Consider the following 25,134-nt stretch of genomic DNA (forward strand, 5'->3'; position numbering starts at 1 on the left):
TCAGGATTAATTTCTGTAACCATAAATCCCTCTTTTTTTAGTTGGTTTAAGGGCTCCAAAACAACTTTAACTTCAGCTCCTAGAAGTTTCATTCTGAAAACGTTAAGGGATTGCCTTTTTATGTCTTCCGCACCCATGTAGATAATACATTTCAAGCCAAATCTCGCACAAACAGTCGCAGTAGCAACTCCGTGTTGCCCTGCTCCAGTTTCTGCAATTATTCTTTTTTTGCCCATTCTTATTGCTAATAAAGCTTGTCCAAGAGCATTATTAATTTTGTGAGCACCAGTATGATTTAAATCTTCTCTTTTAAGCCATATTCTAGGAGTTGCTTGTTTAGTTTTGTAATGTTCAGTAAGTCTTTTGGCTTCATAAAGTGGTGTTTCTCTCCCTACATAAGTCTTAAGTAGATGATTTAATTCTTCTACAAAAAGTTTATCTTTCCATGCATTAGATGCAGCTGTCTCAAGCTCAAAAAGAGCAGGCATTAGCGTTTCAGGAACATATTGACCACCAAATTTCCCAAATCTTCCCTCTTTGGAGGGTTGAGTTAAATCGTCATTTTTATAGTTTTGATCTTTGCGAGAAAATGTACTTACCACTTTTTCTATAGAATAAGTATTAACTAACTATAGATTATATTCAAAATAATGGGAAAAAAGAATTGGATCGAATTTAATAATCAAGAAAAAAAATCTGAAGAAGCATTTAAGGTAGATACTGTTAATAAAAGATCAAAAATAAATATTTCAAAACAAAAAAAAGGTAAAAAGGGAAAGACTGTAACTTTAATTAGGGGTTTAGATACTGAGGATGAAATCTTATTAAAAGAATTACTAAAAAAAATTAAAGTTTTTTGTGGGACTGGAGGAACATTGATTGATAGAAATATCCAGTTACAGGGTGATATGGTATCGAAATCAGTTGAGTTTCTTCGTAAAGAGGGATTTCATAATTTATGAAGCAAGGGTTAGGATAGGTTTTAATTTTGATGATGCAAAAAATGAAAGAACAAGATCAAACAAAGTCAACCAATATAAAGTGGCACAACTTAACTATTGACAGAGAAAAGTTAGAGAAAATGAGAGGTCATAAAGGTATGGTTATCTGGTTTACAGGTTTATCTGGTTCTGGTAAGAGTACTTTGGCCAACGCTTTAAATGAAGTTTTACACTTAGATGGTTTTTCGACTTATGTGTTGGATGGAGATAATATTAGACACGGTTTATGTAAAGATCTTGGTTTTTCGGATGAAGATAGAGAAGAAAATATAAGAAGAATAGGTGAAGTTGCGAATTTATTTATGAATGCTGGGATAATAACTATTACAGCATTCGTTTCGCCATTTGTTAGTGATAGAGATAAGGTGAGAAAAATTATTGGATCTAAGGATTTTATTGAAGTTTATTGTTCTGCTGATATCAAAGTTTGCGAAAATAGGGATACTAAAGGTCTTTATAAGAAAGCTCGTTTGGGTGAAATTAAAGAATTTACTGGCATTTCTAGTCCATATGAAGCTCCTCATAATCCCGAAATTAATGTTGATACAGGTTCGTTAGATTTAAATGATTCCGTTGAAAAAGTTATTAACTACCTTAAAAAAGAAAACTTTCTTAACAAGGCCTAATAGGAAAATATTAGTTCATTTATTTTGAAGATAATTATCAGCTCCAATAGTTGATAACTTATTATTTTTATTTCTCACCTGTGTATGTAGGTTTTCTCTGAATTCTTTTAAATTTTTCTTTATGGATTCATCAAATAAACTGATCATCTCTATTGCCAATAATCCAGCATTCTGTCCTCCATTAATTGCAACTGTTGCAACTGGAACTCCAGCAGGCATTTGAACGATTGACAAAAGAGAGTCAATCCCCTTCAGTGTCTTACTCTCTACTGGTACTCCAATTACAGGAATGCAAGTTATGGATGCCAGCATTCCTGGAAGATGAGCAGCACCCCCAGCACCGGCAATTATTACTTTTATGTTTTCTGATTCTGCATTTTTTGCATATTCCATCATTTCAATAGGTGTTCGATGAGCAGAAAGTATACAAACTTCAGTTTTTATTCCAAATTCTCTTAAAATATCAACGGCTGGTTTTAATGTATTTAGATCTGAATCACTACCCATTACGACAGCAATTTTATAAATATCTTTAGAATTCAGTTCTGACAAAATAACAAATCAATTCTTTCCTATAATGGCGCGCAATTAATTTGGCGCCAGTTAGTTAGTATGAAAAGAATAAATTTTCATAAATATTATGACGTCAAATAAGATTATTGAAAAAAGTGAAGTCAGAGAGTATTTTAATGGTACTGGCTTTGAAAGATGGAATAAAATTTATAGCAAATCTGATGAAATTAATACAGTTCAGAAAAATATTAGGAAAGGACATCAAAAAACTGTGGATGATGTAGTCACATACATCAAAAATTATCCTGAACTAACAAAAAAAAGTTATTGTGATGCAGGCTGTGGTGTAGGAAGTCTTTCCATACCTTTACTAAGACTCGGTATAAAAGATCTGCAGGTGAGCGATATTTCTTCTGAAATGATTAAAGAAACAAAAAAACGTATTCATGAATTAGGTTTGAATCAAGGTAAAATAAAATATGAGGTTTGTGATCTGGAAAAATTAAAAGGATTATTTGATGTTGTAGTTTGTTTGGATGTATTTATTCATTATCCGCAACCGGTCGCAGAAGAAATGGTTCAACATCTTTGCGATTTAAGCAAAGAAAAACTAATCGTTAGCTTTGCTCCCTATACTCCAGTTCTTGCTGTTCTAAAAAATATTGGAAAATTATTTCCTGGGCCAAGTAAAACTACAAGAGCCTATACATTGAAAGAAAAGGGTATTATTAATGCTGCTAAAGAAAGAGGATTTAAAGTTGTTAAAAAGAAATTAAATCAAGCTCCTTTTTATTTTTCAAAACTTATTGAATTCGAAAAAATTAAATAATTTATTTTACTAAATGATTTTCAAGCGCATAACGAACTAATTCTGTTCTGCTAGATGTACCTGTCTTTATAAAAAGTCTACTTACATATTTCTCAACATTTCTAATAGATGTTTCTAGCTGTCTTGCAATTTCTTTATTCATAAGTCCCTCTGCTACTAGTTGAAGCACACTTGCTTCTCTAGGAGTAAAAGTAGGTAGATTTATTTTATTTTCTGGATTAGCATGGTTTTGGTCTGTGAGCATAGATTTTATTTCAGTAATTTGTTTTGCCATTTTGCTTACGTCAATATCTGCGAATCGTGCCGCTTCTTTTAATAATCGTTCTTGTCTGTTGATTACATTTTTAACTCTTGCAGTTAATTCATCAGGATCGAAAGGTTTGGAAATATAATCATCAACTCCTGCAAGATAACCTTCTGTTCTGTCTAGAGTCATTCCTTTTGCAGTTAGAAAAATAACTGGAGTTCCTCCTAATTTTTCATCCTCTCTAATTTTTTCTAATAACGCATAACCGTTTGCTCGTGGCATCATAATATCGCTAATTATCAAATCGGGAAAAATTGTTTGAGCTTTTTCCCAACCATCCTCTCCATCAACTGCAATAAATATTTCAAAGCCTTCATCTTCTAGAAATGTTTTAACAGCTGTTCTTAAACCAGGCTCATCATCAACTAACAAAATTCTTGATTTTCTTACCTGTTCTTTATCTATTTGATTAATTTCATTCATTTTTTAATTCTTTAATTTGATTTTCTAGTAATAAACAGAATTTTATATACTAAACATAATGCTATCAACTCCCATACTACTAGACTATCAATCTTCGACTCCTTGCTCTAAAGATGTCGTTGATTCTATGAAACCTTTTTGGAGTGAGATATTTTCTAACCCTACAAGCAAATCTAATTTGGCGGGGATTAACGCAAGCGCTATATTGGAAGCCTCAAGAGAAAAAATAGAACAAAGTTTATTTCTTAAGAATAAAAAAGTTATTTTTACAAGTGGAGCAACTGAATCTAATAACTTAGCCTTATTAGGTTTTGCTAGAAATTTCTATAAAAAAACAGGAAATTATGGACATATTATTACCTTAAAAACGGAGCATAAAGCTGTTTTGGAGCCCTTAAACCAACTAAAAAAAGAGGGATTTATGGTTACAGAAATTAATCCTGAGAAAGATGGCTTAATTACAGAAGAACAATTCAAAAAAAATATAAGAGAAGATACATTTCTGGCTAGTGTCATGTTGGCAAATAACGAAATAGGAGTTATTCAGCCCATTGAAAATATTTCAAAAATATGTAAAACGAGAGGAATAATATTTCACTCTGATTTTGCACAATGTTTAGGTTATATGGCTTTAGACAATCTTTTATCAGATGTAAACATGATAACGATGAGTTCTCACAAAATATATGGTCCTAAAGGGATAGGACTACTTTTGATTGATGAAGAAATTAATCTTGAGCCTTTAATTGTTGGAGGAGGTCAGGAATATGGTCTTAGGTCTGGCACATTACCTCTTCCTTTAGTAGTTGGCTTTGCTAAAGCAATAGAGATAGCAGTTTTTAATCAAAAAAATAATTCTGAGAAATTACTTTTTTTTAGAAATAACCTTTTAGAAGGGTTGTTAAAAAATAATTCTGGTTTATTAATTAATGGCTCCATGGAAAAAAGATTACCTCACAATTTAAATTTGACTGTATTGGATTTAAACGGAGCAAAGTTTCATAAACTTTTAAAATCTAAAATAATTTGTTCTACTGGATCTGCATGCAGTAATGGTGAACCATCTCATGTTTTACTAGCCTTAGGTAGATCTATTAAAGAAGCAGAATCTTCAATAAGGTTAAGTATTGGATTAAGTACTAATTCAAAAGATATAAAACAAGCAATTCATATTCTTACAGATACGATCAGATCATTACGATAGAAATTATTGGGTTTAATTTAATTGAGCAATTCTTAATTTTCCACTTCTAGCTCTTTTATTTAGTTCGACTTCTTGTTCGGAAGGAGTTATTGGCTTTTTTGTCAGGTTTTTTAGTCTTTGATCATTCTTAAAACAACTTTTAACTAACCTATCCTCAAGGGAATGAAAACTAATAATAGAAATAATACCGCCTGGCAAAAGCCATTCTGGTACAACTTGCAAAAATTTTTCTAATACTTCAATTTCTTTATTAACAGCAATTCTTAGTGCTTGAAATGTTCTTGTTGCTGGATGTATTTTTTTATATCTTAGTTTTGGTGGGAAGCAGCCTGCAATAGAATAAGCTAACTCTTTTGTCCCAGAATATTTCCCATTTTCCTTCAAATCCAATTTTATTTTTCTAGCAATCTTTCTTGATAATCTCTCATCTCCATATCTATAGATTAGGTTAGCTAGATCTTTTTCATTTAAAGCTTCAATTAATTTCTCTGCATCAACATCAAGAAAAGGATTCATGCGCATATCAAGGGGACCATCTTTTTGGAAACTAAATCCTCTTTTAGGGTTATCAAGTTGGTTACTATTAACTCCAAGATCTGCAATCACAAAAGAAACTTTTTCTTTTGGTACAAAATCCGCAAAATTTGTAGCCCTTATATCAATCCTACTTTTAAACTCATCAAGTTTTTTTGATGCTGATTTTCTTGCGAATGGATCTTGATCAAGTCCAATTATATTTAAATCCGAATATTTTCTCAATAAATGATAAGAGTGCCCTCCTCCGCCTAAAGTTGCGTCTATTCCCTTAAGTTGATTGTTATGTATAAGTGGGTAATGCTCTAGTGAGGCCATAATCTCATCTGTCATAACTGATTGATGATTGAAAAAAGATGAATCAGATAGGTCAGTTTGCATAACTTTCGACTAAGATTTATTTAGAAGTTAAATTTCGAATGGCTCAGCTAGAGACTAGAACAGAACCAATGGTGGTCAATTTTGGCCCTCACCATCCCTCAATGCATGGGGTTTTAAGGTTAGTTGTAACTCTTGATGGTGAGAATGTCATTGATTGTGAGCCAGTAATTGGATATTTACATAGAGGAATGGAAAAGATAGCTGAAAATAGGACAAATGTAATGTATGTCCCTTATGTAAGCAGAATGGATTATGCAGCAGGAATGTTTTATGAAGCTATTGTAGTAAATGCTCCTGAAAGATTAGCTAATATTCCAGTTCCTAAAAGAGCTAGTTACATCAGAGTTTTAATGCTGGAACTTAATCGTATTGCTAATCATCTTTTGTGGCTTGGTCCCTTTTTAGCAGATGTAGGAGCGCAAACTCCATTTTTCTATATTTTTAGAGAAAGAGAAATGATTTATGATCTTTGGGAAGCTGCTACTGGACAAAGACTAATAAATAATAATTTTTTTAGGATAGGTGGTGTCGCATGTGATCTTCCATACGGATGGTTAGAAAAATGTATAGACTTCTGCGATTGGTTCGGTCCTAAAATAGATGAATATGAAAAATTAATCACTAATAATCCAATTTTTAGAAAAAGAATTGAAGGTCTCGGAACAATACAAAGAGATCAGGCAATTAATTGGTCTTTGTCTGGACCAATGCTTAGAGCTTCTGGAGTTTCCTGGGATTTAAGGAAAGATGATAGTTATGAATGTTACGACGATTTTGAATGGCAAATTGCTTCAGAAAAAGAAGGAGATTGTTATGCGAGATATCGAGTAAGAGTTGAAGAGATGAGACAATCACTAAGCATCATTCGGCAAGCCTGCAAAATGATTCCAGGAGGTCCAACAGAAAATTTAGAAGCTCAAAGAATGGCGACTGAAGATAAGAAAAGTGAAATATTTGGTATCGACTATCAATATGTAGCTAAGAAGGTTGCTCCAACTTTTAAAATTCCTAACGGAGAATTATATACAAGATTAGAGTCCGGCAAAGGAGAAATAGGTGTATTTATTCAAGGAAATAATGAAGTTACCCCATGGAGATTTAAAATCAGAGCAGCTGATTTAAATAATCTTCAAATATTACCTCATATTCTTAAAGGTGCCAAAATCGCGGATATCATGGCAATCCTTGGTTCAATAGATGTCATTATGGGATCTGTTGATAGATAATTTCTTTAAATGAAACCCTCTGACTGGTTAATTTTGCAGAAGAAGGTAAGGTTTGGTGATTGTGATTCTGCAGGTGTAATTCATTTTCATAACTTATTAAAATGGTCGCATGAAGCTTGGGAAGAAAGTATTGAAATCTATGGGATCCCTTGTCATGATATTTTTCCAGATTTTTCTATACGTAAAAGTCAAATTATTTTTCCAATAGTAAATTGTGAAGCAAACTTTCATGCGCCTATAAAAATTGGAGATTTATTAAAAGTAAAAATTGCCCCTCATAAAATTAATACTCATTTGTTCCAAGTAAATAGCTTTTTTATAAAAAATGGAAATAAAGTAGCCGAAGGAAAAATTGTACACTGTTCTTTAAATGTTGATTCAAGAAATAAAATAGAAATTCCCGATCAGCTAGAAAGATGGATAGAGGCTTCTAATGTGAGTACAAATTTAAAAGAATGCTGATTATTATTTTTTAAATTTGTAGTTTATTTTTTCTGTAATGCTATTTTTGTTTTTAACAATCCACTTTTCAGGCTTTTCATGTTTAGGCCAACTTTGAGAAAAATTTTTTAATAAATTTAAAGAAATTTCAATATTTTTATCATTTGTAAGTTCTCTAAATTCAACTATTACTTTAATTTTATTTCCCCATAATTTGTTTGATACTTTCGAAATATTGAATTTATTAATTGGGATATTTTCTTTCATAATGAAATCATTTAATCTAGATTCAATTACTTCAGGGAAAACAACTTCTCCACCTGAATTAAAGGCATTATCACTTCTTCCAACAAATTTTAAATAGTAAGAATTATTGATTTGCTTAATTTCACCTAAATCCCCGGTTTGCCACCACCCATTTTTATTTTTGAAATTTTCAGTTTTTAAAGAATCTATTATTTCGATTCCAATTCTGGCTGATTTTATTTCGATTAATCCTTGTGCGTTAATTCTTATTTTTGTATCTGGTAGTATTTCTCCAACATTTTTAAAACCCATTAAGAATTCTTTTGGTTTTAAACTCGTAACCATTGCTGCTGTTTCAGTTGAGCCGTAACAAGGTGCTAATTTTATTTTTTCTTTTATACATTGTTCTGCAGTTTCGTCTGAAATTGAAGCTCCACCTACCCAAATTAGATCAAAAATTTTTAGCCAATTAATTCCATCTTTTTGAGCTAAAAGTCTTTGTAATTGGGTAGGTACTAATGACGTAATCAAGTGTTTTTTGTTTTTTTTAAATTTAATTGTGAAAAGTAAAAGTTCTCGAGTTTTTTTTATCAAATTCGGAGAAATATTAATACAATCACATCCCCAAGTTTGACTTCTAAAAATTGGCATTAATCCACTTATATGGTTCAGGGGTAAAGTATTTAAAATTAAGCAGTTTTGTAATTCAAATCCTTGCTCTATTAGCCATTGACCTGATGTAGTTGCAGATAATTTAAGATTATTTAAATGGTGAAAACATTGTCTCGGTTTTCCAGAACTCCCACTACTGTTTAAGATAATTGCTGGCCCATTTTCAGTAATTGAATCTAATACATCTTTGTCTTCATAAAATTTGTTTTTTACATAAATAATTTTATTCTCTCTAATTTTTTCAATAATTTTTTCTACAGATTGAGTTTCATTATTTTCAACTTCGATAGTATAAATTTTATTTTTCATAGTTGATCCCATATCTTTTTTGCTTCATTTAAAAATAGAAACGAATTAGGGAATTTATTCATTGCTAAACCTGGAACTTTTGGCGTTGGTCCTTGTAATTGTAGAGAAGATAAATGATGGAGCCATCTCTTTCCTATTCCAGTTTCAAATGAGGTACTTATAGATATTAAAGCTTTTTTATTTTCTAATTCTCTTAAAAGCTTAACTGGATTATTTTCTTGAGAAGGCCTTCTAATTTGCCAACCCTTCCACTCATCAATCAAAGTTGGAAATTTTAAAAGTGATTCGTCTAAAGCTATTGGAATTTTTTTGTTTAGTTCTGTCAGTCCATCAATATCATCAACACAGAGAGGTTGTTCTAACCAATCTATATTTTTATTATCTTTCAAAATATCAGCCCATCTATTAGCTATCTCTCTTCCCCAAGAACCATTAGCATCTATTCTTAACTTAATATTATTACCTATTTTGCTTAAAATTTCTTCTAATTTTGCTTCTTCCTCATGGTTATTTTTTAGTGCTACTTTCCATTTTAAGGTTAATGATTTTTCAATGTCACAATGTCTTTTTTTAATATCATTTAGATCTGAAACTACATTTTCATGATTTAACAATATGGCTGTTTTACCAATTTCATCAAAGTAGTAGTTTTCTTTAAAAATTATTTTTCCATTTATCTCAGCTAATGCAGAATTTATTGCAGATTGAATGCACGGGTGAAAAATATTTATTTGCTCAGATAAATTAAATTCCTCTATATACTCAGGGATCATATCTAGTTGTTTCGCACACTTTTTTAAGTCTTTTTTATGTAGCGGTGAAACTTCTCCAAACCCTATTTTTTTATCATTACTTATTAATTTAATTATCCAACCCGATTTTGTATGGTAATTGGTTTTAGAATTTTCTACTTTGGCCGATAACTTAAAGCTATAAGATTTTTTTTGAAATATTAAGTTCATTTTTTTAGATAATAATTAAATATTAATCCTGTGATTAAACCAATTCCATTAAGAGTTTGAAATTTTATTGCGACGAATTTGCAATTTTTTATTGCAGAAGGTTTTGCATACGAAGACTTTAATAAATTTATAAGTCTTATTGCTTGAGGGAAACTAAGCAAATAAAGGATGCAAAACACTGGAATAAATCCATAAACTATTGTGAAAAGTTGAAAAATATATATTGTAAAAATTATCCAAGGCACAAATTGAGAACCTTTTTTTGCCCCTAAGCGAACTAAAGGTGAATTTTTCCCATGCTTTTTATCTTCAGAAATTTGATGAAAATGAGAACAAAATAATACAAGAGTTGTTGCCAAGGAAGGTCCTGAACCAAGTAATAAAGAAACTTTCCATGGAATATCTTCGAAGTAAATATTAGACGGATTTAACGCAATTAAGACTGCAGAGTACGCAAAAGGTCCAAATGCAAGCCAGCATAATGGTTCTCCTAAACCTTGATAGCCCAATCTAAAAGGAGGACCTTGATATAAATATCCTAAGAAGCAGCAAGCTGCCACCAAAATAAAAATGTTTATACTTGTTGATACTGAAATAATTAAAATTATTAATAAACCAATAACTAAAGATGTATATGCAATAAATGAAATTATTTTTTTATTTTTTACAAGATTTAGTATTGAATGGAATTTAAATTCATCGATTCCTGTTTCTGCGTCGTATAAATCATTAGTTAGATTTTCCCAAAGTAATATCAAAATTGCAGCCAAAGTAAATGAAATCAAATTATAAATTTTTACCTCTTCATATTGATTGAGTAAGTAAGCCCCTGTTATTAAAACTGGAAGTATGGCAACAGAATAAAGAGGCCATTTTATTGCTTTTTTCCATAATTTTTTTTTATCTTCGTCCATTTTTAATTAACACGCAAAATTAGATAATTATTGAATGTAGTTTATAAATTGAGTTACATTTTTTACTTTATTGCATCATTTTTAGTTATTTTCAATAAGTAATGAAAAATGATTTAAACTTAACAGATTTTTTAAAAGATGTATTTTCCTCTTTCGATAAGAAAGTTGAAAATTCTGGTTTAGTAAGTATTTGTTTTGAGATTCCTTGTATTGATTTATTTCAAGTTTATGAATTGTTAATAAATCAATATCCGTTTTCTTCTTTTTGGGAGGAATCTGATGGCATTTCATATATAGCTTTCGAGAAGTGTAAATATGTTACTCTGGATGGCCCAAAAAGATTTGAGGTAGCAAAAGAGTTTAATTCTGAGAATTTTAAAAATTTAATTAACTTAACTAATGAATCGCATAATTCTGCACTTTCAAAAATTATTTATTTATTTTCTTTCTCTGAAAATTTGAATAATAAGAATTTACCTTCAGATATCCCTAGTTTGGAAGCCATTTTGCCAAAAATATTAATTACTAAAAGTGGCAAGAATTGCTGGTTAAGAATCAATGGTCATGTTGAAGGTAAATCATCATTAAGAACATTAATTGAAGAAATATGGACAATTAGAAATCAAGTTATTAATTCTGGCTCAGAATTAATAAAATCATCTGGCTTAAAAACTAGTTTTGATTCCCCTTTTATTGATGATTTCTCACGCTCCTTAGAAACTTCTAAAACAAACATGAAAAAAGTAGTAAATAGAGGAATTCAATTAGTAGAGAAAGATATCCTCGAAAAGATAGTTTTAGCTAATAGGATTAAAATAAAACTTAAAAATAAATTAAATTTAGTAGAAATTTTAAAAAGATTTAAAAAGAAGCAACCAAATACATGTAGATACGTTTGGAAAAGGAATAGTAAGGATATTTTGTTTGGAGCATCTCCAGAAAAATTATTTTCTTTCTCTAAACCTAATTTAACTTTAGAGGCTCTTGCTGGAACTATCTCTACTAATTCAAATTTTAAGAAACTCTTAAAAAGTACTAAAGACTTAAAGGAACATAATTATGTAATACAACATTTGATTAAATCTTTAGAAGTTTCAAAAATAACAAACTTTAAAAAAAGTGATATCAAGGTAAATTCATTTGGAGATATTTCTCATTTGCAAACACTCATTTTCTCTAAAGTTGAAAATATTTGTCCTTTTGAATTGCTTAAAAACTTACATCCATCTCCAGCTGTTTGTGGATACCCAAAAAATGAAGCATTGGATTGGATAAACACTCTTGAGTCTTTCCCTAGAGGAAATTATGCTTCTCCAATGGGTTGGGTGGATTCATCAGGCAATGCTTCATTTCTTTTGGCAATAAGAGGCGCAAGATGTATTGAAGAAAATATTGAATTTACTGCAGGTTCAGGTATAGTTTCTGGCTCCGTTTTAGAGAAAGAAATAGATGAGATTAAATTAAAATTTGAATCTATAGTAAAACAGATATTTTGCGCTAAAAATCCTAGATAATTTCTACTAATTTTTCAATAACTTCCTCTGAAACATTTTTATTGGATAAATTTTCTATTTCTCTTAAACCTGTTGGACTGGTTACATTAATTTCGCTAAGCATTCCATTTATTACATCAATACCTACAAAAAATAAACCCTCATCTTTGAAGTGTTGAGATAATTCTGAGCAGATACTTTTTTCTTTTTCTGTTAATAATGTGGGTTCAGCCTTGCCTCCCATCGCTAAATTACTCCTAAAATCGCCTCCTTGAGGAATCCTATTTATTGATCCAATTGCTTCTCCGTTTACGATAATTATTCTTTTATCACCCTCTATGACTTCAGGAATAAATTTTTGCATCATAACGGGTAATTCTTCTTGAGAAGTGATTAATTCAATGATTGATTTGATTCCTGGAGAATTTTTATTTATCCTTATAACACCTTGACCACCTTTTCCTCCAAGAGGTTTTATGACTACTTCATTATTTATTTTTGCAAAATTAATAAGATCTTTTACCTTACTCGCAACTATTGTAGGTGCCATTAAGTGGCTGTATCTTAAAGCACCTAGCTTTTCATTCCACGCTCTTAATGATGAGGGTTTGTTAATTACTTTTACTCCTTTTCTTTCGGCAACTTCTAAAAGATGGGTTGCATATAAATAAGCCTCATTTACAGGAGGATCTTTTCTCATCCAAATGCAATTAAATTCGGCGAGAGGTATGCAATCATTCTCTTTGAAAGAAATCCACGGAATTACTTCAACTTTTACGGAAGATGCCCATACTTCATCACCTCTAGCTTCCAGGTCTTGAGGAGTACAACTCCAGATTTCAATATTTTTTTTTGATGATGCTTGCATTAAAGCAGCAGTTGAATCTTTTAAGGGATTTATATTTTTAATTGGATCTATTACGAATAGAAATTTCATAAGATCTAGTTTAATAATGCTTCTAATTTATTTTCATTTTCTAATGCGTAGAGATCATCGCAGCCTCCGATACCCTCATTATCTATAAATATTTGTGGTAATGTTCTTCTACCATCAGCTCTTTCAATCATCAATGCTCTGGCATCTTCGTCGCCATCTATTTTATATTCTGTAAAATTTACATTTTTTTTCTTGAGTAGTGATTTTGCTCGAATACAGAATGGGCAATATTGCCAAGTATAAATTTCAACTTTGGACATTTTTTTAAAATAATACTTAGTTTATACTATTAAACAAAAGTGCTTGTTAGATTATAAATAACGATTAAATTCTATTTTGATAGATATTACAGACTTCAAAAAAGATCTTTCGGAACTAACAGAGCGCCTGGGTAATGCTCAGGATTGTCTTTGACGTTCCAAGATTAAAAGCGAAAAGGAAAGAGTTAGAGCAAATTTCTGCTCAGCCTGAATTTTGGGAAAATCAAGAAGAAGCTAAAAAGCAAATGTTAATTCTTGATGATGTCAAAGCACAACTCGAATTGTTAGATAAATGGAAAACTTTTATTTCTGATGCTAATGCCTCTCTTGAGCTTTATTCTCTAGAACCCGAAGAGGAAATGATTTTAGAATCGCAGCTGGGATTAAAGAAATTAAGAGAGAATTTGGATAAATGGGAATTTGAAAGATTGTTATGTGGTGAATACGATAAGGAAGGAGCAGTAGTTTCTATTAACGCAGGTGCGGGTGGAACAGATGCGCAGGATTGGGTAGAGATATTATTAAGAATGTACTCAAGATGGGCCGATAATAATCAAATGAGCCTTGTCATTAATGAATTATCTCAAGGAGAAGAAGCAGGTATTAAAAGTGTAACGTTCGAAATTGATGGAAAATATGCATATGGCTATCTGCAACATGAAAAAGGAACTCATAGATTAGTAAGAATTTCTCCTTTCAATGCCAATGGCAAAAGACAAACCAGCTTTGCTGGGGTAGAGGTTATGCCAAAATTAGATGATAATATTTCACTTGATATACCTGAAAAAGATTTAGAAATCACAACAAGTAGATCCGGTGGAGCTGGAGGACAAAATGTTAATAAAGTAGAAACAGCAGTGAGAATTGTTCATTTGCCTTCAGGGATTTCAGTAAGATGTACTCAAGAAAGATCTCAATTACAAAATAAAGAAAAAGCTATGTTACTTTTAAAGTCTAAACTATTAGTGATTGCTAAAGAACAACGAGCTGCTGAAGTCGCTGATATTAAAGGTGATATTGTGGAAGCTGCATGGGGCAATCAAATAAGAAATTATGTTTTCCATCCCTATCAAATGGTAAAAGATCTTAGGACTATGCAGGAGACTAACGAGTTAGATAGTGTTTTAGATGGTGGACTTGAGCCATTTATTCATGAATTATTACGTATGAATATTTCTTCTAATGAATCTTTTGAATAACTAATGGAAAATAAAAACGAAATTTTAGAAAAAAAAGTTTCTCCTCCAAGCTTTATAAAGCTTGCTATGAGAAATATGGTAAGGAAAGGCTCAAAAAGTATTTCTCATTTTTCAATAACCTTTCTAGTTTTAATTGGGATATTAATACTTGTGGCCACAATAGGTAAGCCCAATATTCCAGTTTAAGAATGTATGAAAGAAAAAATTATTTCTGAAATAAATTTAGATTTGGTTTTTCAATGTAATGATTTCTCTCAATTTTCAAATAAGTTAAAAGATACTAAAACTTATCTTATTTTTGAATCTATTTTTTGGGAGAAAGTTTTTTTATCTTGGATAAATACTATATTTAAAAAAGAGGATTATGAATTACCAAATTATATTTTTGAAAAAAAATCTTTTTCATTAGGCTTACAGATAATATCTAATCAAGAAATTGCTTCTTTGAATAAGAAATGGATGCAAAAAAATGGTCCAACTGATGTTCTATCTTTTCCAATTATTTCTGATGAATCTCTAAATAATTTAGATCATATAGAGTTGGGAGATATTTTTATATCATTAGAGATGGCACTTGAGCAATCTTATGAATATAAACATTCAATCTATAGAGAGATGATCTGGTTGGCTAGTCATGGATTTTTACATCTTTTGGGATGGGAACATAATAATGAGCATGATTTAGAAAATATGTTAAATTTCCAAGAATATTTAATTACTCGATTAGATTAAAACTCAATGGAAAAAAAAATAAACTATTTAGAAAATAGAAAAGAATCATACAAAACTTCTAGTAATGTATTTATAAGTTTTAAGTATGCTTTCAGTGGTATTAGTTATGTATTAAAAACTTCAAGAAATTTTAAAATTCAATTAATTTTTGCAGTTATAAGTTTAATAATTGGTTTTTTACTCAAAATTAGTCTAAGTAATTATGTTATTTTGATTGCAACAATAATGTCTGTTTTAATATTAGAAATATTGAACACATCTATTGAATCAATCGTTGATTTAGTAGTTAAAAAAGAATTTAGTATTTTGGCTAAAATTTCAAAAGATACTTCTGCAGGAGCAGTATTATTAGCTTCCATTAATTCTGTTATTATTGCTGTATATATCTTTGTTCCTAAAATAAAGTTGTTATTTTAAATCCATATAAATATGTTTCTTGTTATTGATAATTACGATAGTTTTACTTATAACCTTGTTCAATATTTAGGAGAACTTTCAGTTGATCATGAAATAACTAAGGAATTAATAGTTAAAAGAAATGATGAAATTACTCTAGAAGAAATTATCAAACTAAATCCTGGTGGAATTCTCTTATCTCCAGGTCCAGGTAATCCAGATCAATCTGGAATTTGTCTGCCAATTCTAAAAAAATTATCTAAAAATATTCCGACCTTGGGAGTTTGTTTAGGTCATCAAGCTTTGGCCCAAGCTTTTGGAGGTAAGGTTATAGTTGGGAAAGAACTTATGCATGGTAAGACATCCAAAATATTTCATAATCAAAAAGGATTGTTTAAAGATATCGAGACTCCATTTGTGGCTACTAGATATCATAGTCTTATAGTTGATTCAAGTTCTTTACCATCTTGTTTCGACATAACTGCGACTTTAGAAGACTCAACAATTATGGCTATCTCTCATAAAGAATATAAACATTTACATGGGGTACAGTTCCATCCTGAAAGTGTGTTGACGCAATTTGGTCATAAATTAATTAGTAATTTTCTAAAAATGGCTGAACAAAAGTAAAATAAAAAAAAATTAATATTATGATTTCTCAAATTAAAAACTTTTTATTTTTGATATTAGTTAGCTCTTTTTTACCTACCTCATTATTGGCAAGGAACTTAGGAATAAAAAGTTTGGGACATAGTAGTTTTGTAATTACTAGTGCAGATAAATCTATTCTTATAAATCCCTTTAAAGCAATAGGTTGTGCAAGTAATTTAAAGGAGCCAAAAGAAGTCAACGTAGATTTTATTTTGGCTAGTTCTAGGCTTCCAGATGAAGGATATAACCCTAATAATCAATTAATGTTCGTTGACCCAGGAATCTATCAATTTGAGGATATTTTATTAAATGGAATTTCTGTACCACATGACAGAGTATATGGAAGAAGATTTGGGATGGCAACTGTTTGGAGTTGGGAGCAGAATGATCTTAAAATTGTTCATATGGGAGGAGCTGCTGGTGATATTGATATAAACAGTCAAATTATTTTGTCTAGTCCAGATATATTGTTTATTTCAATTGGAGGAGGAATAAAATCTTACAATGGTAAAGAAGCATCAAAAATAGTTAAGCTTCTAAAACCTAATGTAGTTATTCCTGTTCACTTTGAACGCGGCAAAAAAATTAATAAAGAATGTGATTTATCAAATGCTGATTTATTTATCGAAAATATGAAAGATTTTAAAGTAAAATATGTTGGAAAAGATTTTCAAATAAAACCTAAAAGAATCGATCAAAATACAATTTATATTTTCAGTAATTAATTTTTTAAATCTAATATCTTGTAATTGTCCCAGAAAAAAATCATTTGTTCTTTAGTTCCAATACTAACCCTTATAGAGTTACCGATATCTTTTTTGTTTTCCATACTTCTAATAAGAATACCTTTTTCTCTCATCTGTTGTATTAAGATTTTAGGATCTTTTTTTGGCCAAATTAAGAAATAATTACCTCCACTAAAGTGAGTTCTGATTTTTGTTGATTTAAATTTATTTAAAATCCATTCCCTCGCCTTTTTTACTTCTAAAACATAATTATCAATATATGATTTGTCTTTAAGTGCTGCTAATGCAGCTGTTATAGCAAAGCTGTTGACATCATATGGTCCTGTAACTTTATTAATGTACTGAATTAAACTTTTATTGCCAAAAGTAAAACCTATTCTTAAACCTGCTAGACCTGCAGTTTTTGAAAGAGATTGGATTATTAGTATATTTTTATTCTTTTCAAAATCTATCGATTCAAGAAGACTATCTCCATTAAATTTTTCATATAGTTCATCAACAACTATTAATGAATCATCATTGATATTGGCTAAATTAATTATTTCATGAGAGCTTAGAACAGTTCCTGTTGGATTATTTGGATTACAAATAAATATTAGCTTTGGATTATGCTTTATTATTTTTCCCCTAAATTCTTCAATGGGGAATAGAAAATTTTCTCCAATGTAAGAACAACTTATTTTTTTCATTCCTCGGATTTCTGCACAAGGAGAATAGTAACCAAAAGTTGGATTTGTGGTTAGAAATATCTGATCTTTTTCTCCAAAGCAATTGAAAATTGCATTTATTGCTGCATCTGCTCCATTGAAAATTCCGATTTCATCATTACCAAATTTTCTTGAATCAAGATATTTATCACATAAAAAATTTTTTAAAAAATTATATTCTGGATAAATTGATATCTCATCTAATTTTATCGCTTGTAATGCCTCTAAAACCTTAGGACTTGGGCCTAAAGTATTTTCATTAAAGTCTAAGCGGAGTAAATTTCTTCTATTTTCTAAAGGTGCAGAGTAAGACTGCATATTTATTATTTCTTCTCTTGGTTTTGGGAAAAGATTATTTAATGGATCAAAATCATTCATTACATTCTTTCTAAAGTTTCAATTCCTAAAAGCTCTAAGCTTAATTTTAGTGTTTTTGCAGTTAGGTCACATAAATTAAGCCTAGAGATTTTTATATTTTTTTCTTCTTTGAGGATTGGAACTTGATCATAGAATCTATTAAAAGTCTGACATAGCTCGAACAGATAATTGCATAATCTATTTGGCATTAAGTCTTTTTCAATAGAAATTATGACTTCATCGAACCTAAGTAATTTTCTAATAAGTTTCCACTCAGATTTATGTTCATAATTTACATACTGAAAATCTTTAGATTCATAAACAAAATCATTTTTTCTTTTAATTCCTAAAATTCTTACAAGTGTATATAACAAATAAGGCGCAGTATTACCATTAAGGGAAAGCATTTTATCAAAACTAAATTGATAATTAGTAATCCTATTTTGACTTAAATCTGCATACTTAACAGCTCCTAATCCAATAATTCTTGAAGTATTTGCTATAAACTCTTCGGTCTCATAACGATCTTCATCTTCTAATCTTTTTAATAAATCTTCTTTTGCTCTTCTAACTGCTTCATTTAATAAATCTTTTAGGCGTATTGTTTCACCTTCTCTTGTCTTTAGTTTTTTGCCATCAATTCCTTGAACTAACCCAAAAGGGACATGGTCTACTTGACAATTTTCTGGGATCCATTTTGCTTTTTTTGCAACTTGAAAAACTCCAGCAAAATGATTTGCTTGCCCATGATCAGTTACATAAATAATTCTTGAAGCATCATCGCCATTAGGAGGTTTATTGAATCTGTATCTTATAGCAGCAAGATCTGTGGTGGCATAATTAAAACCTCCATCTTTTTTTTGAATAATTAGTGGTAAAGGTTTGCCTTCTTTATTAGTCATCCCATCTAAAAATACACATTTTGCTCCTTGATCTTCTACTAATATTTTTTCTAAATTCAAATCATCAATAACTGATTTTAAGAAGGGATTATAAAAAGATTCACCTCTTTCTTCTATTTTTATTTTTAAATTTTTATAGATTTCATCAAATTCTTTCCTTGATTGATCACATAATAATTTCCAAGCTTTAATCGATTTAATATTTCCACTTTGTAACTTAACTACTTCCTCTCTAGATCTTTTTTGGAATTCAGATTCGTTATCAAATCTTTTTTTTGATTCTTTATAAAATTCAACTAAATCACTTATCTTGATCTTTCCTATTTCTTCTAGATCATTTGAATATAAATCTTTTAGCTGAGTAATAAGCATCCCAAATTGTGTTCCCCAATCACCAACATGATTGAGTCTTAATACTTCATAACCTCTTAACTCGAAAATTCTAGATATTGAGTCACCTATTATTGTTGATCTTAAATGCCCTACATGCATTTCTTTAGCAATATTAGGGCTAGAAAAATCTACAATAACCTTATTGGACAAACCACTATCTAAATCTTTTCTGATTAGAGGTATGCCAGCCCTATTGCATTGAATATTTGACTTAATTTCATTTATTAGAACCTCATCTTTTAATTTTATATTTATAAATCCAGGTCCAGCTATTTCTAGACTCTTACATAATTTTACTATGCTTTTATTTTTATTTAAAAGGTTAATAAAATCATTAGAAATATCTCTTGGGTTCTTTTTATATATTTTAGATAAACTTAAACAAACATTACATTGATAATCACCAAATTCCTCTTTTGATGATTGTGTAATTAAATTCTTGCTAAGAATTGCGAATTCTCCTTTTTTATCATTTTTTTCAAGACTATCTAAAAGAGATTGTTCAAATTGTTTTGTTAATTCTTTAAAAATGATTAGCATTAATTATTCAATTATTTATCTATATGATTAATTAATATAACGCATACTCAAATCAATCCAATTACTTTTGGTGATTGAAGAACTTGTTGAAATCAAATCAACACCTTTTATTAGATATTTACTAATTTCTTGAGGGTTTATTCCAGAAACTTCTATTATCAAATTTTTATTGACTTCTTTTTTTAGACTATTAATTGATAACTCTCTTAATTCTTGAACGTTTTTTTTGATTATTTCAGGACTAAGTTCATCTAATAAGACACTATCCGCTCCTGCTAATACTGCTTCTTTTGCCTGGTCGATATTCTCAGCTTCAATTATGATATGAGTTGTAAAAGGCGAATTTAGGCGAATATTTTGTACTGCATTCTTAAGATTATCTGACCATGCAATATGATTTTCTTTGATCATAGCAGCATCGTATAATCCCATTCTATGATTCACCCCACCTCCACATTTGAATGCATATTTTTCAAATATTCTTAAGCCGGGAGTAGTTTTCCTAGTATCTGCTAATTTTATATTTGTGCCTTCTAATTTATCTGTAAGGTTCTTTGTATATGTTGATATTCCAGATAAATGCATTGCTATATTTAAGCTGATCCTTTCGCTAGCGAGTAAACTTTTTGAAGGCCCATATATTTCTAAGAGTTTTTGATCTTTAACAAATTTATCTCCATCAGAGATATTAAATTTTGGACTGATTTTTAAATCAATTTTTCTAAAAATTTCTTTTATAATTTCAACCCCGCAGAATATACCCTCTTCTTTTGCAATCCAATATGCATTACCATTCTCTTCTGTAATAGAGGAACTTGTAAGATCTCCCCTACCTATATCTTCATCGATCCAATTATCAATGATTTTACTTATTATTGGAGTATTTAAATCCACTAAACTAAGAAATAATTAATTAATAAAAATTAAACTGAAGCTAGAGAATCAACTATATATCACTATGTAATTTAACTCAAATTTATTTACCAATACAAAACTTAGAAAAAATATTATCTAGAAGTTCCTCTGTTAATTCTTGACCAGTTATTTTAGATAAGTTTTGAATTCCATCTCTCAGCTCAATTGATAACAAATCAAATGGCAATTTATTTTCAATTATTTCATCAGTATCATTTAAATTAGATAAGCAAGCAGACAAATTTATTAGATGTCTTTCGTTTAAAAATATATTGATATTTTCTACTTGTTTTAACCCGCATTTTTTTATAATTGTGTCTATTAATAATCTTTCACCATCATTATTCTTAATACTCATAAGAATTGTGTTTTTTAACTCATTTGAATTAATATTTTTGCAATCAATTAAATCTTTTTTATTGCCCAAAATAGTAATTAATTTTTCTTTGGGAATTTCTTGTATTATTTTTTTGTCTTCTTCATTAAATCCTTCTTCAAGACTATAAATATAAATTATAAAATCTGACTCTTTTATTTTCCCAAAACTTTTTTTAATTCCAATACTTTCAATTTGTTCATGAGTTTCTCTTATACCAGCAGTATCAATTATTTTCATTGGAATATCATTAATAGTTAAATTAACTTCAATAACATCTCTAGTAGTTCCAGGAATATTAGTTACGATTGCTTTCTCTTTTTTTGCAAGCAAATTTAATAAAGAGCTTTTACCAACATTTGTTTTACCTATAAGCGCAATGGATATTCCATTGTGAATATATGAATTTCTTTTTGCGTTTTCTATTAGTAATTCTATTTTTTCTTTGACTTTTTTAATGTTTTTTAGATATTTGGTGTAATCAAAATCTGTGAAGTCTTCTTCAAAATCAACTCTCGCTTCTATTTCGCAAAGTTGATTTATAAGGTCATTTTTAATATCATCAATTTTTTTCTTTATTTCTCCTTGAACCCCGCTAAAGGCTAACTCTGCTGATCTGGTATTGCTTGCATTAATTAATTGATTAATCGACTCGGCTTGAGTAAGGTCTATTTTCCCATTAAGAAAAGCTCTTTGACTAAATTCTCCTGGGTTTGCAAGTCTAACTCTAGAATTACTAGATAATAATATCTTTAAAACTTTATTTACTATGATAATTCCGCCATGGCAATGAAGTTCAACTACATCCTCTCCTGTGAAGCTATTTGGGGATTTCATCACTAAAATTAAAACCTCATCTATAAATTTATTTTGTTTATTTTCCTGAATAAAACCATGAAAAACCCTATGTGATTCCCATGCATATTTAGATTTAGTTTGAACAATCTTTTTGCAAGAATTTATTGCCTCTTTCCCTGATACTCTTATTATCGCAACTCCTCCCTTCCCAATACTTATAGCTGAAGCAATTGCGGCTATTGTATCTTCTGTAGTAACTATCGAATCCATCTCTCGCTTTGTTATGGATAATTAAGTAAGATTATCAAGAATTTAATTTTGAAATTTTCTTTCTGAATGAGATTTAAAAGAGATATTACCTATAAGAAAATTCTATCATTATTTAGGAGTCAGAATGGAAGTCCTCTCTTTAATGCTAAAGGTTTAGCTATAGGGGTATTTAGTGGTTGCTTTCCATTTTTTGGTTTTCAGACTTTAATGGGTGTATTTTTTGCGAAAATAGCTAAGGGAAATATTGTTCTAGCTGCAATTGGTACCTGGATCAGCAACCCTTTTACTTATATTCCACTTTATTATTTTAACTATAAAGTTGGTTCGATTTTTTTAAATAATCCTTCTAATAAAATTCTTGAAAAAAGTTTAGTTATTGATGACTTATGGAAACAAGGTAGAATTTTTTCTTTAAAATTACTCTTAGGTTCATCTTGTGTAGGTATTTTATTAGCTTTGATTTGCGGCAGTATTGTTTTCTTTATCTACAAGATAAAAAGTAAAAGATAGATTGATCTGATTTTAAAATTAACTTTGTCCAACTCTGGCAATATCTAAAACATCAGCCATTGATTTAATTTGTTCAATTGTTTTGTGAAGTTGATTATAACTTTCAAGACCTACACAAAGATTTATAATAGCTGGTTTACCATAAGCAGTTTTAACATTGGCATCACTAACGTTAATACCTTTATCAGATAACCGCATAAGAATATCTTTAAGAACTCCAACTCGATCAATTACTTCTATTCGTAGCTGAATTGGAAACTTATTATCGCCAGTTTTATTATCTTGATTCCAACCGACAGGTAATCTTCTCTCTATTGGAATTGGTATTACATTTTCACAATCTTCCCTATGTATAGTTATCCCATGGTTGCCGAGCGACACAGTTCCGATAATATCCTCGCCTGGGAGTGGGGAACAGCATTTACCTATTCTGTAATCAAGACCTTCTATCCCGGAAATTGGTGATTTAGCTGCTGTATTAGATTGATTAGTGGATAAATTATTATTACTTTTAAGAGATTTTGCTATTTCAGAGTCAGAATCATTTTTTACATCTTCTGTTTGTAATTTTATTTCTTCTCTTAGTCTGTTTAATACTTGATGCAAAGTTAAACCACCAAAACCAAGAGATGCAAGAAGGTCTTCAGTAGTTTTTAAATTGCATCGATTCGCAACTTTTTTCATGGCTTCACTAGAAAGTAATGCTTCAAAACCGTTTCTACCTACCTCTTTTTCAAGTAAATCTCTACCTCTTTTAATCGTTTCATCACGATGGCTTTTCTTATACCATTGGCGAATTCTATTTTTAGCAGTTGGCGTAACTACAAAGTTCAGCCAATCCAAGCTTGGAGTAGCATTATTACTTGTCAAAATTTCTATGAAGTCACCATTTTGAAGTGCTGTAGATAATGGAGAAAGCTTTTCATTAATTCTTATTCCATTACAGTGATTTCCAACTTCAGAATGGATTCTGTAGGCGAAATCTATCGCGGTAGATCCTTTCCTTAAACCAACAACATCTCCTTTTGGAGTGATTACAAATACTTCTTCATCAAATAAGTCTTCTTTAATTGAAGCTAAATAATCATTATGATCCCTTTCATTACCTTCTTGTTGCCATTCTACTAATTGTCTTAGCCAATTAAATCTCTCGGCATTACTTTTAGCAGGAGAACCCCCCTCTTTATATTGCCAATGAGCGGCAATACCATATTCAGCAATTTGATGCATCGAAGTAGTTCTAATTTGAACTTCAATAGGTCGATGTCTTCCAATCACAGAAGTGTGTAAGGACTGATATCCATTGGGTTTTGGTAATCCTATATAGTCTTTAAATCTACCTGGAATTGGTTTGAAAGTATCATGAACAACTGCTAAAGCTCTATAACAACTATCTGAATTGTCCACGATAATTCTTAGGGCAGCAACATCATAAATCTCGTGAAAATGCTTTTGTTGTCTTTCCATTTTGCTCCAGATGCCATAAAGATGTTTTGGCCTTCCTGTTATTTCAAAATTTTTCAAACCCGCTGAAATCAAGTTTTCCTTCATAAGATTTAAAGTTACTTTTAATCTTTTTTCTCTATCACTTCTTTTAACGGCGATTTGATCTTTAAGATCTAGATATTCTTTAGGCTCTAGGAATTTAAAAGCTAAATCTTCTAATTCCCATTTAAATCTGTTTATTCCTAGTCGATTAGCTAATGGTGCATAAATCTCTCTTGTTTCTCTCGCTATTCTTAGTTTTTTCTCATCATTTAGCCATTCAATTGTTCTCATGTTATGAAGTCGATCTGCAAGTTTAACTAAGACAACTCTGATATCGCTGGCCATAGCCAAAAACATTTTCCTAAGATTTTCAGCTTGTGCTTCAGTCCTGTTGTTAAAGTGAATGCCGCCTAATTTTGTTACACCCTCTACAAGTATTTTTACTTCTAATCCAAAATTTGTTTCTATTTCGGATAAATCAATGCCAGTATCTTCAACTACATCATGTAAAAGGCCTGCAGCAATAACAGATGAACTAGCACCTATTTCTTTAAGGAGATTTGCAACAGCGACCGGGTGGATAATGTATGGCTCGCCGCTCGCACGGAATTGTCCATCATGAGCTTTATAAGCAAGTTTAAAAGCCTTTACTATAAGGTTTTGATTCTCATCATTTTCTTTATTTGATTTTTCAAAATTATGAATATCTTTTAGAAGCCAATCGGGAATGTTTATTTGATAATTCAAAGATTCACTTTCATATTTTTTGTTTTCAGGCAAAATAGTTTTGGAAACTTCAATTTCTTTTTTTTCTTTTGAATTTGCAGCTGCCTCGGACATTTTATATTGCTTTAGATGTATTTTATTTATGTCTAG

The 25,134-nt window shown here is 30.2% G+C and carries 28 protein-coding genes; 14 read left to right on the top strand and 14 right to left on the bottom strand.

Translation table 11 applies throughout. The annotated features are described in order from the left end of the window. Positions 1-602: pyridoxal-phosphate dependent enzyme (locus AMO19_RS04210; RefSeq protein WP_146255929.1), on the bottom strand; the 602-nt coding region annotated here is incomplete at its 3' end. Positions 603-650: 48 nt separating this feature from the next. Between AMO19_RS04210 and AMO19_RS04215 the strand changes: the two genes are divergently transcribed. Further along, positions 651-962 (top strand): translation initiation factor SUI1, encoded by a 312-nt coding sequence (locus AMO19_RS04215; protein ID WP_075507455.1) that lies wholly within the window; start codon positions 651-653, stop codon positions 960-962. A gap of 29 nt (positions 963-991) precedes the next feature. Continuing rightward, positions 992-1,627, top strand: a complete 636-nt coding sequence (gene cysC, locus AMO19_RS04220; protein WP_257008956.1) for an adenylyl-sulfate kinase — start codon at positions 992-994, stop codon at positions 1,625-1,627. Positions 1,628-1,642: 15 nt separating this feature from the next. On the opposite strand, the gene purE is transcribed toward cysC, so the two are convergent. Further along, positions 1,643-2,179, bottom strand: coding sequence for a 5-(carboxyamino)imidazole ribonucleotide mutase (purE, locus tag AMO19_RS04225; protein ID WP_257008957.1), 537 nt, complete (start codon positions 2,177-2,179; stop codon positions 1,643-1,645). An 88-nt stretch (positions 2,180-2,267) separates the two neighbouring features. On the opposite strand from purE, the gene bchM reads away from it, so the two are divergent. Next, positions 2,268-2,969, top strand: a complete 702-nt coding sequence (gene bchM, locus AMO19_RS04230; protein WP_075507457.1) for a magnesium protoporphyrin IX methyltransferase — start codon at positions 2,268-2,270, stop codon at positions 2,967-2,969. Position 2,970: 1 nt separating this feature from the next. On the opposite strand, the gene AMO19_RS04235 is transcribed toward bchM, so the two are convergent. Beyond that, positions 2,971-3,699 carry a response regulator transcription factor gene (locus AMO19_RS04235; protein WP_075507458.1) on the bottom strand — a complete coding sequence of 243 codons (729 nt, stop codon included), beginning with the start codon at positions 3,697-3,699 and terminating at the stop codon, positions 2,971-2,973. Between the two features lie 58 nt (positions 3,700-3,757). Between AMO19_RS04235 and AMO19_RS04240 the strand changes: the two genes are divergently transcribed. Next, positions 3,758-4,903: a cysteine desulfurase family protein gene (locus AMO19_RS04240; RefSeq protein ID WP_075507459.1), complete on the top strand. Its 1,146-nt coding sequence runs from the start codon at positions 3,758-3,760 to the stop codon at positions 4,901-4,903. A 12-nt stretch (positions 4,904-4,915) separates the two neighbouring features. Here AMO19_RS04240 and rsmH read toward each other — a convergent pair whose 3' ends face one another. Beyond that, a complete protein-coding gene (rsmH, locus tag AMO19_RS04245; RefSeq protein WP_075507460.1) occupies positions 4,916-5,818 on the bottom strand; it encodes a 16S rRNA (cytosine(1402)-N(4))-methyltransferase RsmH in 903 nt (300 codons plus the stop codon). A 38-nt stretch (positions 5,819-5,856) separates the two neighbouring features. Here rsmH and AMO19_RS04250 point away from each other — a divergent pair, with 38 nt between their 5' ends. Together AMO19_RS04250 and AMO19_RS04255 are read left to right on the top strand one after the other, a co-directional pair. Next, a complete protein-coding gene (locus AMO19_RS04250; protein ID WP_075507461.1) occupies positions 5,857-7,044 on the top strand; it encodes an NAD(P)H-quinone oxidoreductase subunit H in 1,188 nt (395 codons plus the stop codon). A gap of 9 nt (positions 7,045-7,053) precedes the next feature. After that, on the top strand, positions 7,054-7,506 hold the full coding sequence (locus AMO19_RS04255) for an acyl-CoA thioesterase (protein WP_075507462.1): 453 nt from the start codon (positions 7,054-7,056) through the stop codon (positions 7,504-7,506). A 3-nt stretch (positions 7,507-7,509) separates the two neighbouring features. On the opposite strand, the gene AMO19_RS04260 is transcribed toward AMO19_RS04255, so the two are convergent. The 3 genes from AMO19_RS04260 to menA are packed head-to-tail and all read right to left on the bottom strand — an operon-like array spanning position 7,510 to position 10,588. Continuing rightward, entirely contained in the window at positions 7,510-8,712 is a 1,203-nt protein-coding gene (locus tag AMO19_RS04260; RefSeq protein ID WP_075507463.1) for an AMP-binding protein, read from the bottom strand. Next, a complete protein-coding gene (locus tag AMO19_RS04265; RefSeq protein WP_075507464.1) occupies positions 8,709-9,674 on the bottom strand; it encodes an o-succinylbenzoate synthase in 966 nt (321 codons plus the stop codon). The genes AMO19_RS04260 and AMO19_RS04265 overlap by 4 nt, the downstream gene beginning before the upstream one ends. Continuing rightward, positions 9,671-10,588, bottom strand: coding sequence for a 2-carboxy-1,4-naphthoquinone phytyltransferase (gene menA, locus AMO19_RS04270; RefSeq protein ID WP_075507465.1), 918 nt, complete (start codon positions 10,586-10,588; stop codon positions 9,671-9,673). The genes AMO19_RS04265 and menA overlap by 4 nt, the downstream gene beginning before the upstream one ends. A gap of 101 nt (positions 10,589-10,689) precedes the next feature. Between menA and AMO19_RS04275 the strand changes: the two genes are divergently transcribed. Then, positions 10,690-12,102, top strand: a complete 1,413-nt coding sequence (locus AMO19_RS04275) for a chorismate-binding protein (RefSeq protein WP_075507466.1) — start codon at positions 10,690-10,692, stop codon at positions 12,100-12,102. On the opposite strand, the gene gshB is transcribed toward AMO19_RS04275, so the two are convergent. Further along, positions 12,095-13,018, bottom strand: coding sequence for a glutathione synthase (gene gshB, locus AMO19_RS04280; RefSeq protein WP_075507467.1), 924 nt, complete (start codon positions 13,016-13,018; stop codon positions 12,095-12,097). The two genes, AMO19_RS04275 and gshB, sit on opposite strands and share 8 nt — an antisense overlap. Before the next feature lie 5 nt (positions 13,019-13,023). Beyond that, the gene (gene grxC / locus AMO19_RS04285) at positions 13,024-13,278 is read right to left on the bottom strand and encodes a glutaredoxin 3 (protein ID WP_011817672.1); all 255 of its coding nucleotides are present in this window, start codon (positions 13,276-13,278) and stop codon (positions 13,024-13,026) included. 76 nt (positions 13,279-13,354) lie between these two features. Between grxC and prfB the strand changes: the two genes are divergently transcribed. The 6 genes from prfB (at position 13,355) to AMO19_RS04315 (ending at position 16,981) form a co-directional block, all read left to right on the top strand. Beyond that, positions 13,355-14,477, top strand: a protein-coding gene (gene prfB / locus AMO19_RS04290) for a peptide chain release factor 2 (protein WP_146255930.1) whose coding sequence is annotated in 2 segments (ribosomal slippage) — positions 13,355-13,429 and positions 13,431-14,477 — 1,122 coding nt in all. Because the reading frame shifts where the segments join, the coding sequence is not laid out codon by codon here. Between the two features lie 3 nt (positions 14,478-14,480). Further along, the gene (locus tag AMO19_RS04295; protein WP_011817674.1) at positions 14,481-14,663 is read left to right on the top strand and encodes a DUF3285 domain-containing protein; all 183 of its coding nucleotides are present in this window, start codon (positions 14,481-14,483) and stop codon (positions 14,661-14,663) included. A 6-nt stretch (positions 14,664-14,669) separates the two neighbouring features. Then, complete coding sequence (gene ybeY, locus AMO19_RS04300) at positions 14,670-15,209, top strand: rRNA maturation RNase YbeY (RefSeq protein ID WP_075507469.1); 540 nt, start codon at positions 14,670-14,672, stop codon at positions 15,207-15,209. A 6-nt stretch (positions 15,210-15,215) separates the two neighbouring features. Next, positions 15,216-15,626 carry a diacylglycerol kinase family protein gene (locus AMO19_RS04305; protein ID WP_032519706.1) on the top strand — a complete coding sequence of 137 codons (411 nt, stop codon included), beginning with the start codon at positions 15,216-15,218 and terminating at the stop codon, positions 15,624-15,626. A gap of 12 nt (positions 15,627-15,638) precedes the next feature. Further along, entirely contained in the window at positions 15,639-16,235 is a 597-nt protein-coding gene (locus tag AMO19_RS04310; RefSeq protein WP_075507470.1) for an anthranilate synthase component II, read from the top strand. 20 nt (positions 16,236-16,255) lie between these two features. Continuing rightward, the gene (locus AMO19_RS04315; protein ID WP_075507471.1) at positions 16,256-16,981 is read left to right on the top strand and encodes an MBL fold metallo-hydrolase; all 726 of its coding nucleotides are present in this window, start codon (positions 16,256-16,258) and stop codon (positions 16,979-16,981) included. Here the strand turns inward: AMO19_RS04315 and AMO19_RS04320 are convergent. From AMO19_RS04320 to mnmE, 4 genes are all read right to left on the bottom strand, one after another. Then, entirely contained in the window at positions 16,978-18,087 is a 1,110-nt protein-coding gene (locus tag AMO19_RS04320) for a pyridoxal phosphate-dependent aminotransferase (protein ID WP_075507472.1), read from the bottom strand. The two genes, AMO19_RS04315 and AMO19_RS04320, sit on opposite strands and share 4 nt — an antisense overlap. Next, positions 18,087-19,901 carry an arginine--tRNA ligase gene (argS, locus tag AMO19_RS04325; protein ID WP_075507473.1) on the bottom strand — a complete coding sequence of 605 codons (1,815 nt, stop codon included), beginning with the start codon at positions 19,899-19,901 and terminating at the stop codon, positions 18,087-18,089. The genes AMO19_RS04320 and argS overlap by 1 nt, the downstream gene beginning before the upstream one ends. 27 nt (positions 19,902-19,928) lie before the next feature. After that, positions 19,929-20,795: a carboxylating nicotinate-nucleotide diphosphorylase gene (nadC, locus tag AMO19_RS04330; protein ID WP_075507474.1), complete on the bottom strand. Its 867-nt coding sequence runs from the start codon at positions 20,793-20,795 to the stop codon at positions 19,929-19,931. An 82-nt stretch (positions 20,796-20,877) separates the two neighbouring features. Continuing rightward, positions 20,878-22,260 carry a tRNA uridine-5-carboxymethylaminomethyl(34) synthesis GTPase MnmE gene (gene mnmE, locus AMO19_RS04335; RefSeq protein WP_075507475.1) on the bottom strand — a complete coding sequence of 461 codons (1,383 nt, stop codon included), beginning with the start codon at positions 22,258-22,260 and terminating at the stop codon, positions 20,878-20,880. Positions 22,261-22,326: 66 nt separating this feature from the next. On the opposite strand from mnmE, the gene AMO19_RS04340 reads away from it, so the two are divergent. Next, entirely contained in the window at positions 22,327-22,770 is a 444-nt protein-coding gene (locus AMO19_RS04340) for a DUF2062 domain-containing protein (RefSeq protein ID WP_075507476.1), read from the top strand. Positions 22,771-22,788: 18 nt separating this feature from the next. Here AMO19_RS04340 and AMO19_RS04345 read toward each other — a convergent pair whose 3' ends face one another. After that, the gene (locus tag AMO19_RS04345) at positions 22,789-25,098 is read right to left on the bottom strand and encodes a RelA/SpoT family protein (protein WP_075507477.1); all 2,310 of its coding nucleotides are present in this window, start codon (positions 25,096-25,098) and stop codon (positions 22,789-22,791) included. Positions 25,099-25,134: the final 36 nt, after the last annotated feature.

The organism is Prochlorococcus marinus (assembly GCF_001180245.1).
In the GTDB taxonomy this organism is placed as follows: Bacteria; Cyanobacteriota; Cyanobacteriia; order PCC-6307; family Cyanobiaceae; genus Prochlorococcus_A; species Prochlorococcus_A marinus_F.

What these genes read in the sequence shown, in the direction of transcription:
- AMO19_RS04215 (WP_075507455.1), top strand. Translation starts at nt 651, where the DNA reads ATGGGAAAAAAGAATTGGATCGAATTTAATAATCAAGAAAAAAAATCT.
- cysC (WP_257008956.1), top strand. Translation starts at nt 992, where the DNA reads ATGATGCAAAAAATGAAAGAACAAGATCAAACAAAGTCAACCAATATA.
- bchM (WP_075507457.1), top strand. Translation starts at nt 2,268, where the DNA reads ATGACGTCAAATAAGATTATTGAAAAAAGTGAAGTCAGAGAGTATTTT.
- AMO19_RS04235 (WP_075507458.1), bottom strand. Translation starts at nt 3,699, where the DNA reads ATGAATGAAATTAATCAAATAGATAAAGAACAGGTAAGAAAATCAAGA.
- AMO19_RS04240 (WP_075507459.1), top strand. Translation starts at nt 3,758, where the DNA reads ATGCTATCAACTCCCATACTACTAGACTATCAATCTTCGACTCCTTGC.
- rsmH (WP_075507460.1), bottom strand. Translation starts at nt 5,818, where the DNA reads ATGCAAACTGACCTATCTGATTCATCTTTTTTCAATCATCAATCAGTT.
- AMO19_RS04250 (WP_075507461.1), top strand. Translation starts at nt 5,857, where the DNA reads ATGGCTCAGCTAGAGACTAGAACAGAACCAATGGTGGTCAATTTTGGC.
- AMO19_RS04255 (WP_075507462.1), top strand. Translation starts at nt 7,054, where the DNA reads ATGAAACCCTCTGACTGGTTAATTTTGCAGAAGAAGGTAAGGTTTGGT.
- AMO19_RS04260 (WP_075507463.1), bottom strand. Translation starts at nt 8,712, where the DNA reads ATGAAAAATAAAATTTATACTATCGAAGTTGAAAATAATGAAACTCAA.
- AMO19_RS04265 (WP_075507464.1), bottom strand. Translation starts at nt 9,674, where the DNA reads ATGAACTTAATATTTCAAAAAAAATCTTATAGCTTTAAGTTATCGGCC.
- menA (WP_075507465.1), bottom strand. Translation starts at nt 10,588, where the DNA reads ATGGACGAAGATAAAAAAAAATTATGGAAAAAAGCAATAAAATGGCCT.
- AMO19_RS04275 (WP_075507466.1), top strand. Translation starts at nt 10,690, where the DNA reads ATGAAAAATGATTTAAACTTAACAGATTTTTTAAAAGATGTATTTTCC.
- gshB (WP_075507467.1), bottom strand. Translation starts at nt 13,018, where the DNA reads ATGAAATTTCTATTCGTAATAGATCCAATTAAAAATATAAATCCCTTA.
- grxC (WP_011817672.1), bottom strand. Translation starts at nt 13,278, where the DNA reads ATGTCCAAAGTTGAAATTTATACTTGGCAATATTGCCCATTCTGTATT.
- AMO19_RS04295 (WP_011817674.1), top strand. Translation starts at nt 14,481, where the DNA reads ATGGAAAATAAAAACGAAATTTTAGAAAAAAAAGTTTCTCCTCCAAGC.
- ybeY (WP_075507469.1), top strand. Translation starts at nt 14,670, where the DNA reads ATGAAAGAAAAAATTATTTCTGAAATAAATTTAGATTTGGTTTTTCAA.
- AMO19_RS04305 (WP_032519706.1), top strand. Translation starts at nt 15,216, where the DNA reads ATGGAAAAAAAAATAAACTATTTAGAAAATAGAAAAGAATCATACAAA.
- AMO19_RS04310 (WP_075507470.1), top strand. Translation starts at nt 15,639, where the DNA reads ATGTTTCTTGTTATTGATAATTACGATAGTTTTACTTATAACCTTGTT.
- AMO19_RS04315 (WP_075507471.1), top strand. Translation starts at nt 16,256, where the DNA reads ATGATTTCTCAAATTAAAAACTTTTTATTTTTGATATTAGTTAGCTCT.
- AMO19_RS04320 (WP_075507472.1), bottom strand. Translation starts at nt 18,087, where the DNA reads ATGAATGATTTTGATCCATTAAATAATCTTTTCCCAAAACCAAGAGAA.
- argS (WP_075507473.1), bottom strand. Translation starts at nt 19,901, where the DNA reads ATGCTAATCATTTTTAAAGAATTAACAAAACAATTTGAACAATCTCTT.
- mnmE (WP_075507475.1), bottom strand. Translation starts at nt 22,260, where the DNA reads ATGGATTCGATAGTTACTACAGAAGATACAATAGCCGCAATTGCTTCA.
- AMO19_RS04340 (WP_075507476.1), top strand. Translation starts at nt 22,327, where the DNA reads ATGAGATTTAAAAGAGATATTACCTATAAGAAAATTCTATCATTATTT.
- AMO19_RS04345 (WP_075507477.1), bottom strand. Translation starts at nt 25,098, where the DNA reads ATGTCCGAGGCAGCTGCAAATTCAAAAGAAAAAAAAGAAATTGAAGTT.